The sequence below is a fragment of the Clostridium drakei genome, assembly GCF_000633595.2.
GTDB classification, from domain to species: domain Bacteria; phylum Bacillota; class Clostridia; order Clostridiales; family Clostridiaceae; genus Clostridium_AM; species Clostridium_AM drakei.
Window position 1 is genome coordinate 231700 of the sequence record NZ_JIBU02000013.1, and the last position, 23091, is coordinate 254790.

The window sequence follows — 23091 nt, forward strand, 5'->3', positions numbered from 1 at the left end:
TATCTCTTTCTTTTTTATACCATCGCTACCATTGCTAATCCCATCTTTTCAATACGTTTATTTTTTAGTTTGAATTTCTATAACCTTAAAAACTATTACACCTACTATTGCAGCTAAAATTGAGGAAATCATAATACTAGTTTTTGACGCAGCTAATATAGTTTTATCTACAAATGATAAAGATGATACGAACAATGACATAGTAAATCCAATGCCTCCAAGAATACTTGCACCATAAAGGTGTTTTATATTTACTTTAGATGGAAGTTTAGCAATTTTTAACTTTACCAAAATATATGAAACTCCAAATATACCTAGCTGTTTACCAACAAAAAGTCCAAATATAATACCTAAACTAACAGGTGTTAATATAATTGCTGATAAGTTATTAATGTTAATAGTTACACCTGCATTCGCTAAAGCAAATATCGGCATAATTACAAAGGCAGACCACGGTGTTAAAGCATGCTCAAGTTTATGCAATGTAGATGTTTTAAATTCATGAACATTTTTTCCAACAGGCAGACACATTCCAAGCAATACACCTGCAATTGTTGGATGCACACCTGACTTTAAAAAGCTAATCCACAATATAATGCCACCAATAATATATATAGATGCAGCTTTAACATTAAATTTATTAACCAATATAAGAGCAATAAGAGTAACTAACCCTATAGCTAAAGCTCCCCAGTAAATTTGATTAGTATAAAATATAGCAATTACGATAATAGCTCCCAAATCATCAACTATAGCTAAAGCTGTAAGAAAAACTACAATTCCTTTAGGTGCTTTTTTAGCTACTAAAGAAAGTATTCCTAAAGCAAATGCAATATCTGTTGCCATAGGAATTCCCCATCCTGTAACAGTTGCTTCTCTATAATTAAATAGTACATAAATAACTGCTGGTACAATCATTCCTCCAATAGCAGCACATATTGGTAATAGTGCCTTTTTTATAGATTTGAGTTCTCCAATTACTAATTCTCGTTTTATTTCCATACCAACTACAAAGAAAAATATAGCCATTAGACCATCGTTAATCCAGTGGAGAACTGACATAGATATAGAAATTTCTCTGTACCCAATAGTTATATAAGTATGAAGTATATGTTCATATGTTTCAACTAAGCTGGAATTAGCAATTATAACTGCTATTATGGCACAAATTAAAAGTATTAAACCGCTAGAAGACTCATTCTTAAAAAAATATATAAGTGGATTAACAACTTTATTATAAAACTTATTCTTCATATTCATTTTCCTTTCTAATATTAAATATATCCTAAAAACTTAATTTAAATAAAATATTTTAGAGTGAATCATCTATGGAATTTCTTGTCTGAAAAATTTCAATAAAAAAAGTGGGACACTCTAATTGAGTTTCCCACCCCAGAAACTAAAATTGCTTGAAAACAAATTATAAAATTTGCCCAACCGTACATAGTTATATTTATTCATTTTTATAGGGCTCATTATACTATATGTTAGTACTCTTAGTCAAGACTTGTGAATAAAATCAATGGTAGCAATCAGATAAGACAAAACAAATTCTATTACGTTCTCAAAGTTGCTTTAATTCTATTATGCTTCAACAATAAATCTATAGCGTCAACTGGATTATTTACTATAATATCAGCTTCAAATATTGCTTTTGAAAAACAGCCTTCTTTCCCAATAATAGCAATAGAAAGAGTACTTTTTTTGAACATTTCTATATCATTTCTTCCATTACCAATTGTAGCAGTTATATCGCATCCAAGATTTTCAACTATTCTTTTTTTATCTTCCGACGAATTTTCTTTATTAAAAACTTCTACTGTAACAGGCAAATCTTTAGATTGTTTTACTACAGTACCATAAGTATCTGCCGTAAGTATAAAAATATTAACATCTTTATTGGACAATTCTTTTATTTTTCCCCTTATTTCCTCAATCATAATGCCATCTTCAGCCATAGTACCATTAAAGTCAAACACAACATTTTTTACTTTAATACTCTTGTAACCAGGTACATCAACCATTATCATTCACATTAACCCCTTTTTATCATTTTTACATAAAATAGTCCTATATGTAATAAATAAAATAATATAGATAGGTAACAAAAATATTCACTTGGTATATGTCAAGTTTGGTCCTTGAAGCATTTTTACAGACAATACAAATCCATAAATTCCAATACCTAATAAAATTAAAATAATTATTAGATTAATAAAGACCATCATCATCGGCATCATACTAGACATAATTATACCCCCATATATTCTTATTTATTGGTAATTATATCATTATATTCAACTTGATTTCTTAAAATTCATATAACAAATTTATTGTTTAACACTTCATTATTTAATTTTTAAATTTCTTTTAAGTTATTAATTAATCAGAATAAAAATTACAATAAGTACACTTTATCTTTGAAATGCGACACAAAAACACTGTAGAATTCAACTTTGAATAATACAGTGTTCAGATAAATTGTTCGTTTTTTCAGTTATTACGCTAAATAAGAAAAATACGTTTTAACATTCTGGACATTTACGAAGCGTCTTACCACCTTCATCTTAGTAAGTTTTGTGAATGCCATGTTAGGTTGATAAATCAACCAGACTTAATACTAATAACTAATAAACTTCAATTGTTTCCCCTCAAGTTCCAAATTTCAAAGCCTTATCGGTCTATGTCCTAAGTGAAGGATACATCTTATATAAACTGCATTAAATCCAGACATATTGAACAAAATATCTCTGAGGTGATTTAAATGAAATGTAATGTTGGTAGAACCGAACAAATTGTTAGAATTGTTATCGGTGTATTAATCATTCTTTTGGGTCTATACTTCAGAAGCTGGTGGGGACTTATTGGCCTCGCACCAATAATAACAGGTTTGATTCGTTATTGCCCTGTTAGTGATATCTTAGGAATTTCGACTTGTGATGCTGAAAAAAAGCAATAGTTTCCTCACCTATGGCCTTAAATATAAGGCCACTTATTTTTGGCAACAAAGTAATCACAATTTTTTGCGTATTAGACTATCCCTAAGGACACCTAACTACAACATTGACGAAACTTACAAGCCAATTTTTTATGTTTCTTAATATAACTATTATTTGTATTACCTGCGACGTAATATTTTACTATTTTGGCTTTATTAATAGTAATTATATCATAACTTTTACAAATAAAAGCCGATTATATTCCCAATAAATACAAATCCTTTACTTCTTCACACCACATTATTCAATTCTCAAAGACCATTGTTCGTATTTCAATTTTTAATAGTTACATCGCATTTTTTTCATATTGTGTATTAACTTAAAGTTATTATTAAGGTTGAAGATAAATTTCAATTCTTTCTTTTCCGCCACCCAAGTTTTTTCTTTTCAAAGATATAGAACCTATTTCTCCTGTCTTCTTTAAATGAGTTCCTCCGCAAGGAACTTTAGCAAATCCTTCTATTAACCAATATCTTCTTTCAGTTTGCTCATCTTCAAAAGTACTTGTTATGTCTAAGTTTGAATCAATGAGATTGTTTATTTTATTCATAAGTTCTGGAAAAATTTCAGATATATTTCCTTTCCAAAAGAAATCTACTCTTGCTTTTTCTTCAGTAATATTTGCACCAATTTTTTCGGGATAATTATAATTCTGGTAAACTAACTCTAAAACAATTTCTGCGGCAAAATGTAATTTCATTAGCTTATATCTTTTTTCCCAATCAATTTCAACCATAACATTTTGATTTGGTTTCAAATTATGATTTTGCTCAAGAGTATAGAAAATTTCTTTTCCTTCCTTTCTTGATTCAATAATTTTGACTCCACCTATTGTTCCTGAATCAGATTGTTGCCCTCCTGAAAAGGCAAAGACTATTGTTTGATCAAGAGTAATGACATTATTATCAACACTCTTTACCTTTGCTTCGATCTCAGTTAAATATGGATTTTCCCAAAATACTTTCTTAACAGCCATTATTATCACTCTTTTCTAATGTAATTCGTTACATAATTTTTTACAATTGCTAACTAAATATATGAAAACTATACCATATTTATAATACTATTGCATAATCCTTTTAAGAAAATATATATTACTATTTTTAAACACCACAATATTGAATTTTCATTTTACTAATGTATCTTATCTCATTCTTTAATTATTTTGTAATCATAATTTCCACCAAGTATATTGACATTACTAATAGAAATACCCTAGCTTTAATAAATAAACTACAATAATATAATTTCTTTTAAATTATTAATTAATCAGAAGAAACTTTAAAACTTACAATAAGCACATTCTATTTTTGAAATGCAACGTAAAAACACCTTTTTATTATATTAGTTTTGCTATTTTTTTCTTAGTACATTTTTATCCTTATTAACATAATATATATTGCAAATATTAAACGTAACTAAAGAATATAGGAGATGTTTCTATGAACTGTTATAAGAAACCAAAACTAACTGGACGTATAGTTTTACCAGGAGACCCACAATACAACGCGGATCGCCAGGATTTTAATAGCTTCTTTAACAAGTTCCCTTTGATAATTATCTATGCCCAGGAAACGAAAGATGTAGTCAACGCCGTGCAATGGGCCCGTTATAAAGACGTACCAATCCGCATTCGTTCCGGTGGTCACAACTATGAAGCATTATCGGTCCTCAACGCAGGCATCGTAATTGACGTCAGTGAAATGAAAAAGGTTCTGGATGTAAACAATAAACGTAACACTGTCACTATACAAACTGGTCTACGTAACATGGAATTATACAATGCACTTTGGCCAGAAGGTTTAGTAGTACCAAGTGGCGTATGTCCAACCCCCGGTGTAAGCGGAGTTACTTTAGGTGGCGGCCACAGTATTTTATCACGACCTTGGGGGCTGACTTTAGACAATCTATTGAAACTTGAAATGGTAAATGCTGACGGTCGTGTGATACACGCTAGTGCTAACCATAATCCTGATTTGTTTTGGGCCTATCGCGGAGGTGGCGGCGGAAACTTTGGTATCTGCACTTCTTTTCGTTTCCGAACACACCACATTGATACAGTAGGCTTTGCCCAAATCAGCTGGGATATACAGGACCTAGAAGCTGTATTACGAGTCTGGCAGGAATATACTACTCCTTGTGCTAACGAAAAGTTTACTCCTATTCTTTTAGTATCCTCGGGTCAGCAGTCTTCAATATTAATGCAGGGAGTATTCCTTGGTTCTGCTAATAAGTTGAGTCAGTTGTTACAACCTTTGCTTCGAGCTGGTTCAGTACAGAATTTTACTATTGAAGAGCTGCCTTGGATAGAGGCTGCTACTCGAATAGCTGCAACTCAACCGGCTACTCCACTACCTTTCAAGAGTGTGGGACCATACCTTTATAACTTGCTGCCAGATAAGGGTATTGCTACAATAAGGCATTTTATTAATGAAGCACCAACTTCTTCAGTGACTTTATACTTCCACGGTCTTGGCGGGGAAGTTGCCAAAGTATCAAGCAAAGCTACAGCTTATTTTTGGCGTAAAGCTCTATCAAATTTATCAATCTTTGCTACTTGGGACAAAGAGGAAGATGCTTCACTAGGTATTCGCTGGGTAGAGAATTTCCGCCGAGCTATGCTTCCATTTACTCAAGGTGTTTATGTTAATACTCAGGATCTATCAATCAAGAACTGGCCTGAGGAATACTACGGTAGCAACTTTCACCGATTAACTCTGGTAAAGGCCAAATACGATCCGCATAACATTTTCAGATTCCCTCAGAGCATTCCGCCATTCACTAGATGTTGCAAAAAATAATATAAAAAAAATTATATATTAAACATTAAGAATGATGTTAATTATCGGTAAATATTGGCTTATAGCAATTTTGCTATAGGCCTTCTTGATATTTTAATTTTAAATGTATTGTTCTATATAATATAATCAAAAACGATATATTAGCAATATTATACCTTCTTCCATCACACAAAGTATCTTCAAGTTCTCTATTATCCATAAAAACTACATTCTTATTTTATTTATTAAAACAAAATATTTTACTGCCATAACAATCATATAATATTTCTTGGACGTAAATTATTTTACCTCGCAAGTTCGTATAATTTTCAAATTACTCATAAATTATTTAAGTATTTTTTCAACTTTCTAAGTGCTTCTTTTCTCACGCTAATAGCCTTTCTGTAATTTATACCAAATCCAGCTGCTACTTTTTTAAGTAATGCCTTTAATATACAAGGATTGTCTTTTAACCAATTATTATTTTTGTTTTGAACAAGATTATGGGCTACGACCCTATAGGAATACTCCATAGCTGTAGCTGATAAATTTGTACAAAGCTTCCTTTTATCTTTGTATTACGACGAAAAAACACCCCAAATTTCAAAATTGAATACTGCGGTGTTCATGTAAATTATTCGTTTTTTTCAGTTGTTGCATTAAATAAGAATGTTGTAAGATAACCAATATTAATATATATATGTAAAATACTTGATTATAATAATAATGCCATTGTATAACCACTTATATAGCTACCATCAACTAGCATCTTGTCATTTCTTAATGTGCCCTCTATTTCAAAACCCAACTTTAAATATAAACTTATTGCTCTATAATTGTTTGTATCAACTTTAAGTGTAATTCTAGATATACCATTTTCTTTTCCCCATTGAATTCCTGCTTTCATTAATTTTTTTCCTATACCCATTCCACAAGATTCTTGCTCAATTGCTAGTCCAAATTCAGCAGAATGTCTAATTTTTTTGTTCATGTTTCCATTCAATCCACATATTCCAATTATTTCTCCATCAGTTTCTGCTACAATCAATAAATCTACTTCTGAATCTATCTGACTCTGGATAAACTTTTCCTCTTCTTTAACAGTTGGATTAAATTCATCAGGATTCTTTAATAAAAAATCTGTTTCTTTGCCAACTTTTTTAATAAGATTAATCAATTTTTCTGCATCTTGCACTCTTCCATTTCTTATGGTAACTTTTTTATTATTAATAATATATTCAACTTCTTCTATTTTCCCCATTTATTAATCCCCCTAACAGTATGTTATTAATACTTAATCTCTTTAAAATATGTGGATTGAGATTAGAATTTAATATTGATAATAATGTATCTTACTTCAACTTTTTTGCTACTGTTTTTTATTTATTGGCATGGACTAGTTATGGTATATACATATATAAGAAAAAACTTAATTACTAACTCTTTTAGCCCCAAAAACGACTGTTTTTGGGTTATCGAAAAATTAAAATAAGAACATTATACTTTTACTTCATTAGTTTATTATATAATTTTATACAATAAGGCTTAGATACATTTTGATAATATTTTTCACAAATTGGATTTAAAACATTCCATCCCTTTAAAAATATAGTTGGCATTTTAGGTATCCAATATGAGTCTGTTTCAATATGTTCAGCATTTTTAGGTAGTCTATTATATTTAACATCACTAGTTATTATTCCAGCTGCTTCATTGTATAAACGCCTTTTAATTACATTTCCATCTTCATCAATAATTTGTGTTGCTCCCATAATCATCCGAGTTTGAGGTTTATCTGCGTTAGGAAAATTTAATCCTGTAAATGTAGCGAAATGGCTCGCATGAACAACAGGAACATGTAATATTTTTGCAAGATCAATAGGTGCGTTCAATGCAACAGTCTGGGTTTCTTTTGTTGTATCATGTAAATCTCTTGTATCATCTTCGCAAAAACCCCACCAGCAAGAACCATTTAGAAGAAGATCTACTTTTCCAATCATTCTTTTTACCGTATCATACCTTATCTGCTCCCAACATAGTGCTACACCTATATTTCCAATTGGTGTTTCTAAAACATTATTTTTATCACCATATGTATAACAGAAATGTTCAAATACAGTGGGAATGTCTTTGCTATGTGTAAATACTTCTCCATTTGGGAAAGTTAGACTAAAAGTATTTAGAACATCTTTTCCATTATATTGAAGATAAGAGCCTCCAATTATTACATTGTATTGTTTTGCCCATTTACTAAGTTTTATTTGTGGATTTTCACACTTTACAACAACATCAAGAAGTTTAGGCATAAAAGCAAAACCTGTAGTGAAAAATTCAGGAAATAAAACAAGTTCAGTACCAGCATTAACTGCTTCCTCAATTCTTATTTTTGCATTTGCCATATTTGCATTTACATCTGCTAAAATAGTATCCATGTGAACTGCTGAGATTTTCATAATTAATTCACTCCATTCTTATTTTTTTATTGATTATATATAGATATAAGTTCATTCTTCATATTTCTTAAGATATCAACGTTTTTGCTTATTCTGTAGTATACTAAGTATCCCTCATACAAAATAAATGCACGATTTGCAATTATATCAATTTTTTCCTTATCAATTCCTGAACGTTTAAGAACCGATGAAAAAATACATATTAATTTATTTAAAGAATCACTATAATATTTTGCTATATCTGGCTCACAAAATGCCAGTTCTTGCCCTAATGTTGTTAATGGACATCCGAAATATTTTCCATATAATGCACCTTCTATCATATCATCAACTAAATTTGTTATAAATTCTTCCCAATTTTTGTTTTTGGAAGTTTCTAAAATCCAATTTGCTAATTTTTTTTGAAAATAGAAATTAACTTCAATAGCTAACGACTTTTTGCTCTTAAAATGAAAATAAAAAGATCCTTTAGGCAATTCTGTAACCCTTAAGATATCATTTACACCCGTTGAATTATAACCATTAATAAAAAATAACTCTGCTGCAGTTTCAATTATTCTATTTTTTGTCCGTTCTCCTTTTGTACTTTTAACCATAGACTAGCCTGCCTTTTTATTTATTTTGTTAATTTATTATTATATTACAATAATAGACCGATCTGTCTATTATGTCAACATTTTACTCATAAAAAAATAGAGTGTTTAATTTCACTCTATAAATGCACCAACTTATAACTAAATTTTGTATTAGCGTGGGTTTTGTCGGAAATGTTGGCGATACCCATATTATATGTTTTAAATTTTATTAACAAATAATCTATGGGTAGTATTTTTTATTATTTTCCATATAATCAATTTGTTTGGATAAATTAATAATTTTCTTTTCTAACTTCAAAGTAACTTTTAGGATGTGCACAAACAGGACAAACCTCAGGTGCTTTCTTGCCAATTACAATATGTCCACAATTTCTACATTCCCACATTGTTTCTTCACTCTTTTCAAATACCGCTTTCATATCTATATTGTTAAGAAGTGCACGAAATCTTTCTTCATGAGATTTCTCGATTTTTCCAACCATTCTGAACTGAGCCGCAAGAGTGGTAAAGCCTTCTTTTTCAGCATCCTTTGCAAATTGTTCATACATCTCTGTCCATTCATAGTTTTCACCTTCAGCTGCATGAAGTAAATTTGCTGCTGTATCACCAAGCTCACCAAGAGCTTTAAACCAAAGCTTTGCGTGTTCCTTTTCATTTTCAGCTGTTTTTGTAAAGAGTTCAGCTATTTGCTCATAACCTTCCTTTTTTGCAACTGATGCGAAATAAGTATACTTGTTTCTTGCCTGAGATTCTCCAGCAAACGCTGCATTTAAGTTAGCTTCTGTTTTAGTTCCTTTTAAGTTCATAAAATTTTCTCCTTCCTATACATTTAATATTTTTATTTTGTTACTAAACTCCTTTAGAAATATCTTGTAATCGTATAGATATCTAAAAATATTACAACCACAATCTGTTTTCTGTATAGGTTATATTATATCATGAAGCTGTAAAAAATTACATTACTTGACTATATAATATTATTGTAAAACAAAAAAATACTATAGAATTCAACTTTGAATAATATAGTATTTTAATTAATCAGTAACTTTTAGGTTAATGTTATAAATATAAAATAAATTTGTATACTGCAAGTTCTATCCTCTAGGGTAATACATAATTATTAGGACTCCAACAAGTGCAATAGCTCCTCCAATTAAATCAAACTTATCTGGGATAACATTATCTATTTTCCAACCCCATAAAATTGAAAGAACAATAAATATTCCTCCATACGCTGCATATACTCGTCCAAAACTAGAATTTGGTGGTTGTAATGTTGGTACAACACCATAAATAATTAAAGCTATAGCTCCAGCTAAACCGTACCATATGCTCTTACCATCTCTTAACCAAAGCCATACAAGATATCCCCCACCTATTTCAAATACTCCTGCTAATACAAAATAAAATAATGATTTAAGTATTTCCATGAACAATTTCTCCTTTGTTTTTAAATCAAATCGCTCTTAGCTAATATTTTAACACTGTATTTTTCCATTTTCAATTGAGAGTTTTGTTGACTTTTTTATAAAAAATAAAAATAATTGTTCAAAATAAAACAAATTATCTATTAGTATTAACATGAATATATTTCTATTTTTTTGCTATACTCATTCCGTTTTTTATAATTTGTAATTATATCCAAATAGCAAAATCTTTGTATTTAAAAGTACCACTGCCATGATGCAATTTACCTTCCGATTGTAGCTGTCTAAAAGCATCCCGCATTCTAATAAGTATTTCTGGATGTATATCTAAACTATGATGCGCTGGAAAAACCTTTTTTACTGGAAGTGTTGCAACCCTCTCAATTGACTTCAAATAGGCTTTCGGATCAGTGGAAGGATAATAAGCAAATAAAGTATCTTTATAAACTAAATCACCTGTGAAAAGATAGCCACGTTCCTTTTCAAAAAAACACATGTGTCCCGGTGAATGGCCAGGTGTGTGTAATACTTGAATAGAACGTCCTCCTATATCAATGACATCATTATCCTTTAGAATCATTGTAGGCGTACCCTGAAAGAATTCGTAATTGTCCACATTATAACCTTCCGGCAAATCGCAGCGATCTACTACCATGTCCTTGATTTGTTCCAAAGTTAGTGGAAATTCTCCATTCAGCCAGTTTAATTCATACTCATGAGCATAAAAGTCATGAAAAAACTTATGCCCACCGATATGATCCCAATGAATATGAGTTGCCACAGCAGTTACCGGTTTGTCAGTCAACTTTATCACTTCATCATAAATATTGCAGATTCCAAGACCAGTATCAATCAATAAGCTTCTTTCGGTACCGTTTAAAAGATATGCATGTGTTTCCTCCCAATGTCGATATTCACTGATGATATGTGTATCCTTATCAATATGATCTATTGTAAACCAATCTTTCATTTAACTTTTCCTTCTTTCCATTTCATTGTAGCTAATTTAACAGTATTTTTATAATCTATATTTATCTTTATTTTGTAAATACCATTTTGGAATTATTAAGTTGAAGTTATCATAATGATTGAACGCTTCAAGACAACGTTTGGTCATTCCATCAACTTCTTTTTGTCCAAATTTTTCTGCCCATTTAATTGAGTACAAAGACCCATGTGCCACATATACCGCTTGTATTTTCCAAAAATCAATTGGAGGTTCTCCATTAAAATATCCTTGAATTTCTCCTACTGAAAATGCAATACTATGTTCTACGTCAAAACTTTGAATCTTGTAAAACTCTTCATATTTATCACCACATTCTAAGCGATTGAAATCTATAACTCCAATTGTTTTATCAGGTGTATATATTAAATTTCCCACATGAAAGTCACCATGCTCATAAACAGGTGCTGACTTACATAACATATCAATATTGTTTTTTACAAATGCTATAGCAGTTTCATCATTTGGAATTCGGACAGATGAATCTTCATACCTTTGTAATTGTAATAACTTTTTACAAATTTTATTTACTGAAGGAACATCTTGTGGTTCAACTGGAATACTATGAATTTGTTTTAAAATTTCACCTGAATATAAGCCAAGTCGATATTGTTCTATTTCAGGTAACGAATGTAACTTTTCTTCAAGTGAATAACCTTCTATCCAACTTAAAAGCATATAAACATTTTTATGTTCATTAAAATACCCAAATTCTATAGCCCTGGACATTTGAAAATCAAGTGTATTAAATTTTTTAATAATTTCAAATTCTTTCTTTTTTTGTTCATAAGTATCAACAGTAGATATACGAAGTAAGTATTTCATATTTTTGTTATCTTCTATGTAATATTTTTCATCAGATGACCAACCATATTCTATTTTTTTAATTTTTATCCATGTATTTGAAATTGTTATATCATTGAAATTGTAATTCATTGTACACCTTCCAAAATATATTTACTTCTCATTTTTTCAACTTTCTATAGTGCTGTGGAATGATAATTTCTTACAGTTATACTTTCTTATATAAGAGTCTAAAAATTGCTTTTGAAAATATTTTCTTCATAAGGTTCATTTTGCAATCATAATAATAGTCTTTGTCAAGCCATCCTCTATCATGCCAAAATAATTTGTCCCGTTCATTGGTTTTAAGTGCCAACACCTTTTGTACCTGAAATATATTTATTTCTATTAATGATGGTTTATAGTAACCTTTTTTCTCATTAAGCAATTTAAGAAATTGACTTAATTCCCTTTCTTGTACAGGAGATGTAATATTTCGAGATGACCTTGCAATAAATCCAGCCCTTTGAGTCCCCCATTCAACTGCAATGTTTTCAAAGCATTTTTTTGTCTCTTTTATTCCTGTTGCATCTGTAGTTGCTACAAAGAGAGTTGGTTTACCTGCAAGTTCAGGCCTATGATACCACATACATGTCCTATCAACCATTGTTTTTAATTTACCACTTATAGTACCCACATATATCGGGGAACTTAAAATTATACCACTACTATCTATCATCTTTTTCATCAAATAATTCATATCATCTTTTAAATAGCATTCTCCATCTATTACACATTTTCTACATCCTAAACAATTTTCAATTTTGTAATCGAATAGATTAATCACTTCAAAATCAAAATTATTTCTTTTTAATAGTTGTCCAATTTGCAATAAAACATTATATGTATTCTTTTTTCTAAAACTACTGTTAATAATTAAAATTCTCTTTCCCAAATCAATATCCTCCATTATGTATAAAATAAGTTTATATAATTTCACAGTTCCGTCACAACTATTTACTATTGTTCGTTAAACTATAGTTTTTAATAACACTTATTATATCATAATTTACAAATTTTAACACATATTATACATACATTGGCTCTCTATTTTTTAAGTCTTTTATTTTGATATACGAATGTGCTACATTGCTTTGAAGTATAAAGTTTTTAGCCTTTATTATTTCTTTATCTGTATCAAATATTGGGCATACTTTTCCCTTAGAAAATCTATTATGTTTTACAAATTAATATACATTCTGGCAACATTTCTCCTGCAATTACAATGCTATCTATTATATTAAAGCCTCTGTTACATACGAATTCTGCATATTCATCAGACTTCCATTTGTAAAAAGTGTGAAATCCAATCCTCTCCATCAACCAAATTCTCACCTTATTTACTTTCCCATCATATACAAATGTTGGTGCAATCAACAAACCTCCTTTTTTTAGTACACGCTGAATTTCTGTTAATGCCTTATCAGGATTAGGCATAATATGAAGAGCATTCGCAATAACGACTGTGTCAAACTTTCCATCCTCATATGGTAGGTTAGTTGCATCCTGTACAGTAAAAGTAATAGGTAAATTAAATACTCTTGCCCTTGCTTTTGCTTCTTCAATCATTTTCTCTGAAAAGTCCGTTGCTTCCCAACCAGCTACTTTTTTATATAATGAAAATGTAAGTTGTCCGGTTCCGCAAGCCAATTCTAATACCTGCATATCCTTATCTAACAATTTTGATATAACCTCACATAACTCTTTGTATAGTTTTGCGTTTTTTCTTTCCTGCATTGGTGTATACCACTTTGCAACATTTTCCCAAAACTTTTTATTTGTAATTTCTTTATCCATACTACTTTATGACCTTTTCTCTTATACACTTACAAATTAGAATTTGTATGTGAGCTTTTCTAGATATCTAGATTTTATTTAAATATACTCTCACTATAGAGTGAAGATAAAATTGAGACTAGTTCTTTTGGCGAAGATTTCCCATTCAGCAAATAATTCTTACACAACATTAGCGAGTTTGTCACTAAGATGTCAGCGAATACATTAGAATCAAAAGTAGATTTAATATAATTTATATTGGCTTCAATTCTTAAATTGTCTTTAACTATGTCTGTTAATTTATTTATAATAATATCACTATTTTTATTTAATATTATTCCGATAATCATCAGCTCTTTGTTTTCTAAAACAAATTCAAAAAAGTCCTCTAAAACATTCTTTATTCTTTCTTTTTTTAATGTGTTATTAAGTTTTGTTAATCCTATCTTTTTAACTTCAGTTTCCAACTTTATAGTGCAAATATTTACTATTTCATCAAATATAGCTTGTTTACTCATAAAATATAAGTAAAAAGATGGTTTGGTAAGATTAGCTTCCCTTACAATTGTATCTACTTTGGTATTCTCAAATCCCATACTGGCAAATTCATGAATTGCAATATGTAGTAATTTATTTTTTGTTTCTGTTCCCTTTATTCCTTTTTTCAATTAAAACACTCCAATGCTTACATATTAATAAGTTACTAAAAAGCTATTGAAAGTAAAGTAACGCTTATATTATATTATACTTGCATGTAAGTTTCCTATGAAGATTTAAAAATTATTTCTTAGATAAGGGAGAGTAAATAAGATGGAAAATGTAGAATTTATAAGCTTAATTTGGTTGTTCCCACTTATATTTATGGTTCATGATTTTGAAGAAATTATATTTCAGGAGTGGTGGTTTAATAAAGAAAGGTTATCATTACTCAAAAAGTATCCTAAAGTTGTCAAGGAATATGAGCAGATTAGTACTGCAGGTTTTGCACTTGCTGTAAGTGAAGAATTCATTGTATTACTAATAATTTCCTTAACAGCAATTGTATTTCGATGGTATTATTTATGGCTTGGTACTTTAGTAACTTTTCTTATTCATTTGATAATTCATATAGTTCAATGGGCCATATATAAAAAATATATACCAGCTATAATAACTGTAATTCCAGCCGTAATATATTCAATTTATGCTATACGCTTTATATATAAGAGCAGTAATATGATGCTATTACCTGGAATAATGTGGAGCATAGGAAGTATGATTATATTTTTGGCTAACTTATTTTTTGCACACATAATGGCTAGAAGACTCACTAGGTCTTTAGAAGCTAAATTGAATTAATTGTAGAATATTTCAATAAACATTGCCATAATCTACATAAACTATAGATACACTTTATTTTTGGATTGTTTAGTTACCGTATTATCCGTATATATGGATAAATTAATTTAAAGCCTAATTATAAAGCAGTCTTCTTTTGGATAGTGCTGAACATCTTCAATAGAATAAACTTCCCCTGTAGTATCCATTACTTGCATCTCTGATTCTCCGTCCATTAACTCTAATTTTTCTCACAACTCTTTAATTAGCATTAATCTTCCTCCTCATTATCCCAATCCCTACAACAATCAGCACAAGCTTCTTCCTTATTTAAGGTACAACCAAGACAATCTATTTCCGCATCTTCTCCACACTCATTTTCCCAATCATCATAGCAACTAATACACAGACCATCTATTAAATCACTTTCTCTTTCCCAACAACCACATTCTCTACAATATGCCATAGGTTCATATTCTAAATCATCATTATCACATTCTCTAGCAACTTCTTCGGCTTCCTGTCTCAAGCTATTATATATGCTTTCTTGAAGTCCTTTATTTTCAGTTGTTATAGCACAAGGACATGCATGCTCCCAGCATACGTTCCATGTTCCAGTTCTAATTTTTCAAACTGCTCTTGGCTTATCATTTAACCTATTCCCCCTCTGGATTTTAATATCTAAAATACTTATATAATTACATATTCATCTTTAAATATAGCAATCTCGCCAAATTCCTTTGTCCTTATTACAGCTAATCCAGTTTCATATACTTTTGATTCAAAACTTTTATTAATCAATTTGCTTATATCTTTTACATTGTTATGCAGCTTGGTATTACTTGTAATTTTTATCAACAAATGTATCACTCCCTTTGCTCAAATATTAAATTTTGGGTTTGATTTAATATTTGTATGATGATGTAAGAACCAAAACTTCTATTTGTGCATATAATTATAGTATGAACTCCAACTATAACTAAAGTTTACAAAATGGGGGGGATATTTTATGAGTTCTACTTCTAAATGTCCCAATGGAATATGTTCAGGACAACCAACGAGTATTTTTATTTCCTATTATTATAATAAAGAAGACAAGTTCACAAATAAGCTAGAAATGGAAGTTAACAATGAAATTAGATATCTTGAAAATGTTCCTGATTCAATATTAAGTTCGATTCAGAACACACAATATTTTTCAAATATAACAGTGTGGTATAAAGATAAAAATAATAAAATCGTAAGAATAAAAATAGAACACCCAGAAGAATAATAAAAACAGAACACAAATAAATTTATAATTTTGGATTAGCTTATTATATATATATTTAATATAATAAGCTAATCCTTTTATTTCTCCTCATATTTAATATCCATACCATCCTCCACCTTACTGTTAAAATTTGGGCTTGATTAAATCTTTGAAATGCGACGCAAAAACACTGTAGAATTCAAATTGGAATAATGCAGTGTTTATAAAAATTGTTGGCTTTTTTTATTGTTTCGTTTAGATAGGAAAATTATCAGTTAAATATATTTACTTAACTTCATATGAAATATAGGAAATGGATTTCCTTGTTCATCAAGTTCTGACCTTTTAAATATATTAAATCCCATATGTTTATAGAATCCTACACCCTGTATATTCTGCTCATTTACATCTACATATTTTATATTTAAACTATTTATTGCGTATTCTACAAGCCTTTTTCCTATGCCCTTACCTCTAAATTCATCTCTTACAAATAACATTTCAATCTTACCATCATATACACCCATAAATGCTTGTATGATACCTTCATCATCTCTTACACATACAAATTTGCTAACATAATAAGCTCCTTCTTTAACTTGAGGTTTTATTGATATTATATCCTCTTCATTTAAAAAAGTATGTGTTGCCCTTACTGAAGATTCCCATACATCCAATATGTTATCCATATCTTCCTTATCAATATTATTTAAAATTTCTATATCAAGCATATTATATATCCTCCTTAAACTGTCTTATGGAATTCTTAATTAAGTCAATAAAAATTATAACATGACATCTATATATTTTCATTATTTTATAAAAACATAGATATTTTAACACTGCATTATTTCATTTTCAAAAATCATCGTTCATATTTTAATTCTCAGCATTCATGTCACATTTTTTCATTATACGTAATTTAGAAATTAAATTTTATAAATTAAATGATAAAGAAATGATTAATTTAATAGAATTGTTTTCTAAGATGGTAAAGCAGGTTAAATAAAAATGGGACTATATTGAATATAAATCCATTTTTATATTTTTTTCATATAATCCTTGAAATGCGACGCAAAAACACCATATAATTTAACTTAAAATTATGTGGTGTCTCTATAAATTTTTCTTTTTTTAATTCTTACATAAAATAAGAAAATTTAGGCTTGATACAACTAATTGTCATGATTGCTTTTCTAACACATTTATATCTTCATATTTCATTAAATAATAAGGTTCATTTTCTGTAACTTCCTCTTCGATTGTCCACCCTTGGGATAAATAAAAATTCAAAGCATTTACATTTGCCTTTACACATTTTAATGTTAATGGTAATCCGACTGCTTTTACAGATTCATTTATCAATGCTTTGCCTACTCCAAGCCTTTTAAAACTTGATGAAACAAATAAATTGTGAATAAATTTATCTTCTTCCCAAATTGAAACAAATCCAGCAATCTCATTGTTTACTCTTGCTGTTAATATTAATTCTCCTTCTGTATTACTATCAAAATCGTCTAATTTTATACTATCATATTCCATCCATTTAAAACTTTCTTGTCTTGTATTTAAAAAAACCTTTCGTAGTCCATCATATTCTTCTTTTTGGGCCTTTTGTATAGAAATATTATTTTTGTTCATTACATTTTCTCCTCTAATGAAATAAATTAATTCACGATATGTTGCAGTTTCGCTTAACATATATAACATATTATTACTGGGGTACTTGTATAAAAATTATATACTTCTTTTTTCAAACACCACATTATCTCATTTTCAAAGAACATCCATATATTTAGACTTATAGATTAATGCATATAATTTTCAAATTACTCATAAACTAGTTAAGTATTTTCTCAACTTTCTAAATGCTTTTTTCTCAGGTTATTATCCTTTTTATAATTCATACCACATTCAACCGCTACTTTTTTAAGTAATGCCTTTAATATACAAGGATTGCCTTTTAATCAATTGATATTTTTCATTTTAACAAGATTATCGTCTGCAATCCTGAGGAGTACTTTACTTCTACATTGGATAAATTTGTGTAAAAATTCTTTGTTTTTCTAAGTTGTAAGATAGCATAGAAAGAATATCTCCTAACTTTCTTGATCAAATGTTTTTATTAATTCAATTGTTGTAAATCCTAATTTATCTTTTACTGCTTCATTAACATCAGACAACATCTTAGTTGTATTTTCTTTGTATTTTTTATAATCTTCATTAAGTATACATAAATACTCTTCAAAATCTTTTTGAATTGGCCCAATTATCTTTATTAGTTGCTTTGTTGTTTCAATACCTTTAATAAATTTACGTTTAACTTCTTCATTTTCTTTTAGAGATTTTGTTAATTGAATTTGTTGATTTATCATGTTATTCTTAGCGTTTTCATCGCAATTTAACGAGTCTTTAATTTGAGTATTCATCATTTTCTTTAATTCATCTAACTTATCAGTACCTGATTTATTAATTTTCTCTATTAACAAATCATTTTCATCTACCTCATCTACAGAATCCAAAACTTCCTTCTATATTTGTATTATGAATTTATATATTAATATCAAAAATCAACTAAAAACACTCCAAAATTCAGAATCGAATAATGCAGTGTTCACCTAGATTACAATATTAATAATTATCTTTGCTATGATATTCAATATGTTCTATTTTAAAGTATCTGGGCGATAAATACCTGAACACCTTGTCTTATCTCCACCTCCATCAAACTCTTTTTCTTTATCTGACTCCTTAATTATTTGTAACATGTAAAGACCAATGTTATCAGGGTTTTTTGTGTCAACTAATTTATCAATAAAAAACACTATATATGTGCCTTTATCTGTTGTAACTGTGTAGGAAACCTTAATTTCTTTTGTCTTTTTTCCATGTTCATTCTCTTCTGATACTTCATGTGCAACATCCTTTGACTTAATATTTCCTTTATAAAACTTCATTATATAATCAATTCCACCATCAATATCCTTGGCTTCTTTCAATGCATTAGGAGAGAATATTTTTTTCAATCCTTCTTTATCTTCATTTTTTAAAGCTTCCATAATCTTATTGAAATGTGTATCTGCAATTTTATTGTCATTACTGGTATTTAACTCATTCTCTCTGGCATGCATCATAGATTTGGCAGAATTACATGATACTAGAACTAAAGAAAATACCATTATGGTTATAAGTAATATTATTTTTTTTATATTCATGATTTTCTCCTTTTTGATTAAATTTTTTTACTAGAATTCTCTTTCTTCAGTGAAGTAATTTCAAGTTTAAGATTTGATACCACTACATCACACAATCTTAAACTACCCCTTACCATTTCAACTTAGCAATATGGTGTTCGGTATCAAATGTCCATGATGACCAACCATTATATTTTTTGTAAAAAGCATTCCATAAATCTAGATGCTTTGAAAAATCTATACTTCCATGAACAGTAAGATTTGATGCTTCCTCATTCTGATATTTAGGATTAAATCCAGTACACCACCAATTATCGTTTTTGGGCTTCCAATCATAAACTCTGTTTCCTTTCTTATCTTCTAAAGATATGGTCATTGGCATTTTATCTTGAGTATCACATAGCCACTGAGGACCTCCATCATAATATATTCCTATCTCTGCTCCTGCCCCCAGATTTAAGTAATCCCCTTTCCATAACCAAATTATATATGTTTGATTTCCAGTTGAAAAATCAAATTTCTTTTTCTTCATACTACAAGCTAAATCAAATATATCGTCATAAATGTCATTGTAACCACCATATTGTTGTAGTGCATCCTGTTTGGCATGATAAACTCCATTTTCATCCCTATCAAATCCTCCTATATCAAAAAGCATATGTAATTCTCCCTCTTGTGTTTCTTTAGTAAACCATTGATATATAGGAGTACTTTTAACATATTTCATTATTTCATCATTCCATTCAAGCTGTTCACCATTAATTTCTTTTAATCTATTATAATCATCCCCCAAAACAATTTTTGCATATTCTAGTATTTCCTTTTCCTCTGTTGTTAGGTCTGCTGGATTCTTTAACATTAACTGCATTACTTTATTTTTATCTACTTGTCCATTTTCTGAAATAATGGACATGCCTCTGACTTTAGATATTCCTTCAGTTATTCCTGATATCTTTGAAAATACTGAACATATATTTTCTTCCATATCTCGTACACCATTACAGTATGCATTAAATGAATTATCAAACTCTGTCAAGCTCATTGTTTGATTCTTTAGTGAATTTTGTGCACTTTCGACATCTCCTCCTATAGGAAATGTTGTAAAGCTTAAGCTGTTTGTTAAATTTAATATTTCTACAAATTTAAAATTCATTTGCCTATAATAATTATCTGTACATTCACTAACATTATTATTTATTGGAAATTGTCCTCCATATTGAAGTGAAATAACTCCTGTATGATCATTGGTAAGTGCTGCTCCTCCAGCACTTCTTTTTATACATTCTTCAAAGCCCTCACATCTTTTCTTTAATTGAATCGCTCTTGGCTTTTCTTCATTTTCCAAAGCATTTTTCGCATATTTCATTTTTTCTATTAAATTTGTGTAAAATTCCTGCTTTTTAATATGATTTTCAATAAATTTATCTTTTGCCTCACCTGACCATCCTAAGTCAGTAAGTTCTTTAATTGCTTTATTTATGTTTTCTTTTTGTTCTTCTAAATCCCTTATTACCTTTTCATATTGACTTATTGTATTTGTTAACTCACCTATGTCTAAACTAAAATCCATTTGTTCACCCTCATATATTTGTAGTTTTTCATTAATATTCATATGACACCTCATTTTAATATTTATGTATATATATGTCAACTTTTTTATTCTAATAGTAAGCACACTTTATAGTCGTAATACAACGAAAAAACACTGTAGAATTCACTTTGAATAATACAATGTTTACATAGCATCAAGAATCTAGTTTAAACACTTTTACAATAAATAATTATTATAATTTTCAATTAAGTAGTCCCTAAAACACCTTGATGATTGTGATAGATATTTACTTTTAAGCCAAGACAGTCCAATTGATATACGAGTATCTAGCTCCTCAATTTTTAGCATTGAAAGATTTCTTGTGCCCAAATGAGGACGTTTTATCAAATATAAAGGCAAAAGAGCGATACCTCTTTCAAGTTCTAACATTTCTTCCATAAGGATGTCATCAACCTCAAAAGCTATTCGGGGAGAAAAACCTGCTGATTGACATATAGAATCCGTTATAGCTCTAAAACTATAATTATGGACTAATGTAATAAAAGGATCTTCTGCAACTTCATTAAGTCGAATAGATTGTCTTCCTGAAAATCTATGACTATTAGGCACTACTAATACTACTTCATTTTCTTTTAGTATTTTACATTCAATATTTGCCCCTTTTATAGCTGGAACTGTTAAGCAAAAATCTATTTCTCCTGATTGAAGTTGCCTTTCAGCAGTTTTATATATTTCACATCTTTGGTTGATAACTACATTGCTATGCAGCATAAGGTATCTTTTTAAAACTCCTGACAACAACCGAGGATTTGTTGTTACAAGAGAAATATGGTTAGATTGTTTGCCTGTAATATCCATAATTTCATTTTTTGCACTTTCTAGTTCACAAAAAACTCTGTTAACTCTATCTAAAAATGCTAAACCCACTTTGTTAAGCTCAATATTTCTACCTTTTCTATCAAATAACTTAACATTTAGTTCGTCTTCCAGATGTGAAATAGTCATGCTCAGAGATGGCTGACTTATATTTAGTTTCTCAGCTGCTTGAGAAAAGTTCTGAATTTTAGCTGCTACTTGAAAATATTTTAATTGAAGTAATTCCATAAGACTACCTCCATTAATCATACTGGAAAATTAAAGATTCTGTCTGGATTTTCTAGTAATTGTTTTACTTCATTTAAAAACTTTCCTACATATGCGCCATCAATGGCCCTATGATCAAAAGATATGGTTATGGGAAGATTCATTATTTCAATCCATTGATTTGATTTTCTACGTACAATTGGTGTAATACTACCTATGCATAATCCAGAGATCATTGGTTGAGCCAATGCTAATAAACCACTATCAATATTAAGGGAACCAAAATTTGATATCACAAAATTACCATAATGTTGTCTCAAAAATTCAATGGGACTATCAACAGATAAGTGAGATTGATCCATACTCATCTGCTGAAGGAAACTCATAAATTTACCATGACCATTACGAATATCCTTTAGTTCGTCTCTAAAGTCTATTGATATATCCATTATAGACTTTAATTCTGGATTATGAATTACTATATACTCAACATGATTTTCAGTATCAACGGGAATGTTTAATACAATTTCAGGGTTTTCAATAATGTTTTTACCATCAAAGAAGCTATATAATATTGGGTATCTTACCAGTGTATCTGCAACTACTTTAGTTATAATATGTGTAATTGTAATGCGCGAAATATGACCATTAATTTTATTAACTCTACTTTTTAATTCTGTCAACTTAGTTGTATTGATGTTAACTGTCATTGCAACAGTTGGAACCATACTTTCACTTTTAAATTTATGCATTTGAAAGTGCCGAAACATAATATCTCTTTGAGTCATTTCTGATTGCATCCTGATACCTCCT

Annotated in this window: 28 protein-coding genes, 1 pseudogene and 1 other annotated feature; of the genes and pseudogenes, 4 read left to right on the plus strand and 25 right to left on the minus strand. The window is 29.3% G+C overall.

What is annotated here, in order from left to right; all coding sequences use genetic code 11:
• Window positions 1-57: 57 nt before the first annotated feature.
• The 3 genes from nhaA to EG57_RS27250 all read right to left on the minus strand — a co-directional run bounded on the left by nhaA (window position 58) and on the right by EG57_RS27250 (window position 2249).
• Window positions 58-1254 carry a Na+/H+ antiporter NhaA gene (gene nhaA, locus EG57_RS0208260; protein ID WP_032076761.1) on the minus strand — a complete coding sequence of 399 codons (1197 nt, stop codon included), beginning with the start codon at window positions 1252-1254 and terminating at the stop codon, window positions 58-60.
• A gap of 127 nt (window positions 1255-1381) precedes the next feature.
• Window positions 1382-1439, minus strand: a sequence feature (sodium ion sensor (DUF1646 type); this cis-regulatory element may regulate processes involved in with the transportation of sodium ions).
• A 117-nt stretch (window positions 1440-1556) separates the two neighbouring features.
• The gene (locus tag EG57_RS0208265) at window positions 1557-2030 is read right to left on the minus strand and encodes an HAD family hydrolase (RefSeq protein ID WP_032076762.1); all 474 of its coding nucleotides are present in this window, start codon (window positions 2028-2030) and stop codon (window positions 1557-1559) included.
• Window positions 2031-2114: 84 nt separating this feature from the next.
• Window positions 2115-2249 carry a hypothetical protein gene (locus tag EG57_RS27250; RefSeq protein WP_278246451.1) on the minus strand — a complete coding sequence of 45 codons (135 nt, stop codon included), beginning with the start codon at window positions 2247-2249 and terminating at the stop codon, window positions 2115-2117.
• Window positions 2250-2764: 515 nt separating this feature from the next.
• On the opposite strand from EG57_RS27250, the gene EG57_RS0208270 reads away from it, so the two are divergent.
• Window positions 2765-2959 carry a YgaP family membrane protein gene (locus EG57_RS0208270; protein ID WP_032076763.1) on the plus strand — a complete coding sequence of 65 codons (195 nt, stop codon included), beginning with the start codon at window positions 2765-2767 and terminating at the stop codon, window positions 2957-2959.
• Between the two features lie 371 nt (window positions 2960-3330).
• Here EG57_RS0208270 and EG57_RS0208275 read toward each other — a convergent pair whose 3' ends face one another.
• Window positions 3331-3975 carry an alanyl-tRNA editing protein gene (locus tag EG57_RS0208275; RefSeq protein WP_032076764.1) on the minus strand — a complete coding sequence of 215 codons (645 nt, stop codon included), beginning with the start codon at window positions 3973-3975 and terminating at the stop codon, window positions 3331-3333.
• 466 nt (window positions 3976-4441) lie between these two features.
• Between EG57_RS0208275 and EG57_RS0208280 the strand changes: the two genes are divergently transcribed.
• Window positions 4442-5800, plus strand: a complete 1359-nt coding sequence (locus EG57_RS0208280; RefSeq protein ID WP_032076765.1) for an FAD-binding oxidoreductase — start codon at window positions 4442-4444, stop codon at window positions 5798-5800.
• Window positions 5801-5873: 73 nt separating this feature from the next.
• On the opposite strand, the gene EG57_RS27255 is transcribed toward EG57_RS0208280, so the two are convergent.
• From EG57_RS27255 to EG57_RS0208335, 12 genes and pseudogenes are all read right to left on the minus strand, one after another.
• A complete protein-coding gene (locus EG57_RS27255) occupies window positions 5874-5999 on the minus strand; it encodes a hypothetical protein (RefSeq protein ID WP_278246452.1) in 126 nt (41 codons plus the stop codon).
• Between the two features lie 495 nt (window positions 6000-6494).
• Window positions 6495-7040 (minus strand): GNAT family N-acetyltransferase, encoded by a 546-nt coding sequence (locus EG57_RS0208290; RefSeq protein WP_032076767.1) that lies wholly within the window; start codon window positions 7038-7040, stop codon window positions 6495-6497.
• Between the two features lie 244 nt (window positions 7041-7284).
• On the minus strand, window positions 7285-8232 hold the full coding sequence (locus EG57_RS0208295) for a carbon-nitrogen hydrolase family protein (RefSeq protein WP_032076768.1): 948 nt from the start codon (window positions 8230-8232) through the stop codon (window positions 7285-7287).
• A 26-nt stretch (window positions 8233-8258) separates the two neighbouring features.
• Window positions 8259-8828, minus strand: a complete 570-nt coding sequence (locus tag EG57_RS0208300) for a TetR/AcrR family transcriptional regulator (protein ID WP_032076769.1) — start codon at window positions 8826-8828, stop codon at window positions 8259-8261.
• 272 nt (window positions 8829-9100) lie between these two features.
• Entirely contained in the window at window positions 9101-9634 is a 534-nt protein-coding gene (gene rbr, locus EG57_RS0208305) for a rubrerythrin (protein WP_032076770.1), read from the minus strand.
• Window positions 9635-9922: 288 nt separating this feature from the next.
• Window positions 9923-10258, minus strand: a complete 336-nt coding sequence (locus tag EG57_RS0208310) for a YnfA family protein (protein ID WP_032076771.1) — start codon at window positions 10256-10258, stop codon at window positions 9923-9925.
• A gap of 205 nt (window positions 10259-10463) precedes the next feature.
• A complete protein-coding gene (locus EG57_RS0208315) occupies window positions 10464-11225 on the minus strand; it encodes an MBL fold metallo-hydrolase (RefSeq protein ID WP_032076772.1) in 762 nt (253 codons plus the stop codon).
• A gap of 48 nt (window positions 11226-11273) precedes the next feature.
• Window positions 11274-12197 (minus strand): aminoglycoside phosphotransferase family protein, encoded by a 924-nt coding sequence (locus tag EG57_RS0208320; protein ID WP_032076773.1) that lies wholly within the window; start codon window positions 12195-12197, stop codon window positions 11274-11276.
• Window positions 12198-12273: 76 nt separating this feature from the next.
• Complete coding sequence (locus EG57_RS0208325) at window positions 12274-12999, minus strand: flavodoxin family protein (protein WP_032076774.1); 726 nt, start codon at window positions 12997-12999, stop codon at window positions 12274-12276.
• Window positions 13000-13132: 133 nt separating this feature from the next.
• Window positions 13133-13249: pseudogene (locus EG57_RS27455) on the minus strand (IS1595 family transposase); the annotation flags it as partial.
• Window positions 13250-13277: 28 nt separating this feature from the next.
• Entirely contained in the window at window positions 13278-13901 is a 624-nt protein-coding gene (locus tag EG57_RS0208330; RefSeq protein WP_032076775.1) for a class I SAM-dependent methyltransferase, read from the minus strand.
• 74 nt (window positions 13902-13975) lie between these two features.
• Window positions 13976-14548 (minus strand): TetR/AcrR family transcriptional regulator, encoded by a 573-nt coding sequence (locus EG57_RS0208335; RefSeq protein ID WP_032076776.1) that lies wholly within the window; start codon window positions 14546-14548, stop codon window positions 13976-13978.
• Window positions 14549-14690: 142 nt separating this feature from the next.
• Between EG57_RS0208335 and EG57_RS0208340 the strand changes: the two genes are divergently transcribed.
• The gene (locus EG57_RS0208340) at window positions 14691-15218 is read left to right on the plus strand and encodes an HXXEE domain-containing protein (RefSeq protein WP_032076777.1); all 528 of its coding nucleotides are present in this window, start codon (window positions 14691-14693) and stop codon (window positions 15216-15218) included.
• Between the two features lie 250 nt (window positions 15219-15468).
• On the opposite strand, the gene EG57_RS0208345 is transcribed toward EG57_RS0208340, so the two are convergent.
• Entirely contained in the window at window positions 15469-15726 is a 258-nt protein-coding gene (locus EG57_RS0208345) for a hypothetical protein (protein WP_032076778.1), read from the minus strand.
• Window positions 15727-15887: 161 nt separating this feature from the next.
• A complete protein-coding gene (locus EG57_RS26505; protein WP_161782705.1) occupies window positions 15888-16058 on the minus strand; it encodes a hypothetical protein in 171 nt (56 codons plus the stop codon).
• Between the two features lie 148 nt (window positions 16059-16206).
• Here EG57_RS26505 and EG57_RS0208350 point away from each other — a divergent pair, with 148 nt between their 5' ends.
• Window positions 16207-16470, plus strand: a complete 264-nt coding sequence (locus EG57_RS0208350) for a hypothetical protein (protein WP_032076779.1) — start codon at window positions 16207-16209, stop codon at window positions 16468-16470.
• Between the two features lie 254 nt (window positions 16471-16724).
• On the opposite strand, the gene EG57_RS0208355 is transcribed toward EG57_RS0208350, so the two are convergent.
• The 7 genes from EG57_RS0208355 to EG57_RS0208385 all read right to left on the minus strand — a co-directional run bounded on the left by EG57_RS0208355 (window position 16725) and on the right by EG57_RS0208385 (window position 23078).
• Window positions 16725-17180 carry a GNAT family N-acetyltransferase gene (locus EG57_RS0208355; RefSeq protein ID WP_032076780.1) on the minus strand — a complete coding sequence of 152 codons (456 nt, stop codon included), beginning with the start codon at window positions 17178-17180 and terminating at the stop codon, window positions 16725-16727.
• Between the two features lie 451 nt (window positions 17181-17631).
• Window positions 17632-18090, minus strand: coding sequence for a GNAT family N-acetyltransferase (locus tag EG57_RS0208360; RefSeq protein ID WP_052037785.1), 459 nt, complete (start codon window positions 18088-18090; stop codon window positions 17632-17634).
• 458 nt (window positions 18091-18548) lie between these two features.
• Window positions 18549-18971, minus strand: a complete 423-nt coding sequence (locus EG57_RS0208365) for a hypothetical protein (RefSeq protein ID WP_032076781.1) — start codon at window positions 18969-18971, stop codon at window positions 18549-18551.
• A gap of 144 nt (window positions 18972-19115) precedes the next feature.
• Window positions 19116-19664, minus strand: coding sequence for a DUF5104 domain-containing protein (locus EG57_RS0208370; RefSeq protein ID WP_032076782.1), 549 nt, complete (start codon window positions 19662-19664; stop codon window positions 19116-19118).
• 109 nt (window positions 19665-19773) lie between these two features.
• Entirely contained in the window at window positions 19774-21255 is a 1482-nt protein-coding gene (locus EG57_RS25400) for a DUF4474 domain-containing protein (RefSeq protein WP_052037787.1), read from the minus strand.
• A gap of 156 nt (window positions 21256-21411) precedes the next feature.
• A complete protein-coding gene (locus EG57_RS0208380) occupies window positions 21412-22299 on the minus strand; it encodes a LysR family transcriptional regulator (RefSeq protein ID WP_032076783.1) in 888 nt (295 codons plus the stop codon).
• 17 nt (window positions 22300-22316) lie between these two features.
• Window positions 22317-23078, minus strand: coding sequence for a 2-oxo acid dehydrogenase subunit E2 (locus EG57_RS0208385; protein ID WP_032076784.1), 762 nt, complete (start codon window positions 23076-23078; stop codon window positions 22317-22319).
• Between the last annotated feature and the right edge of the window lie 13 nt (window positions 23079-23091).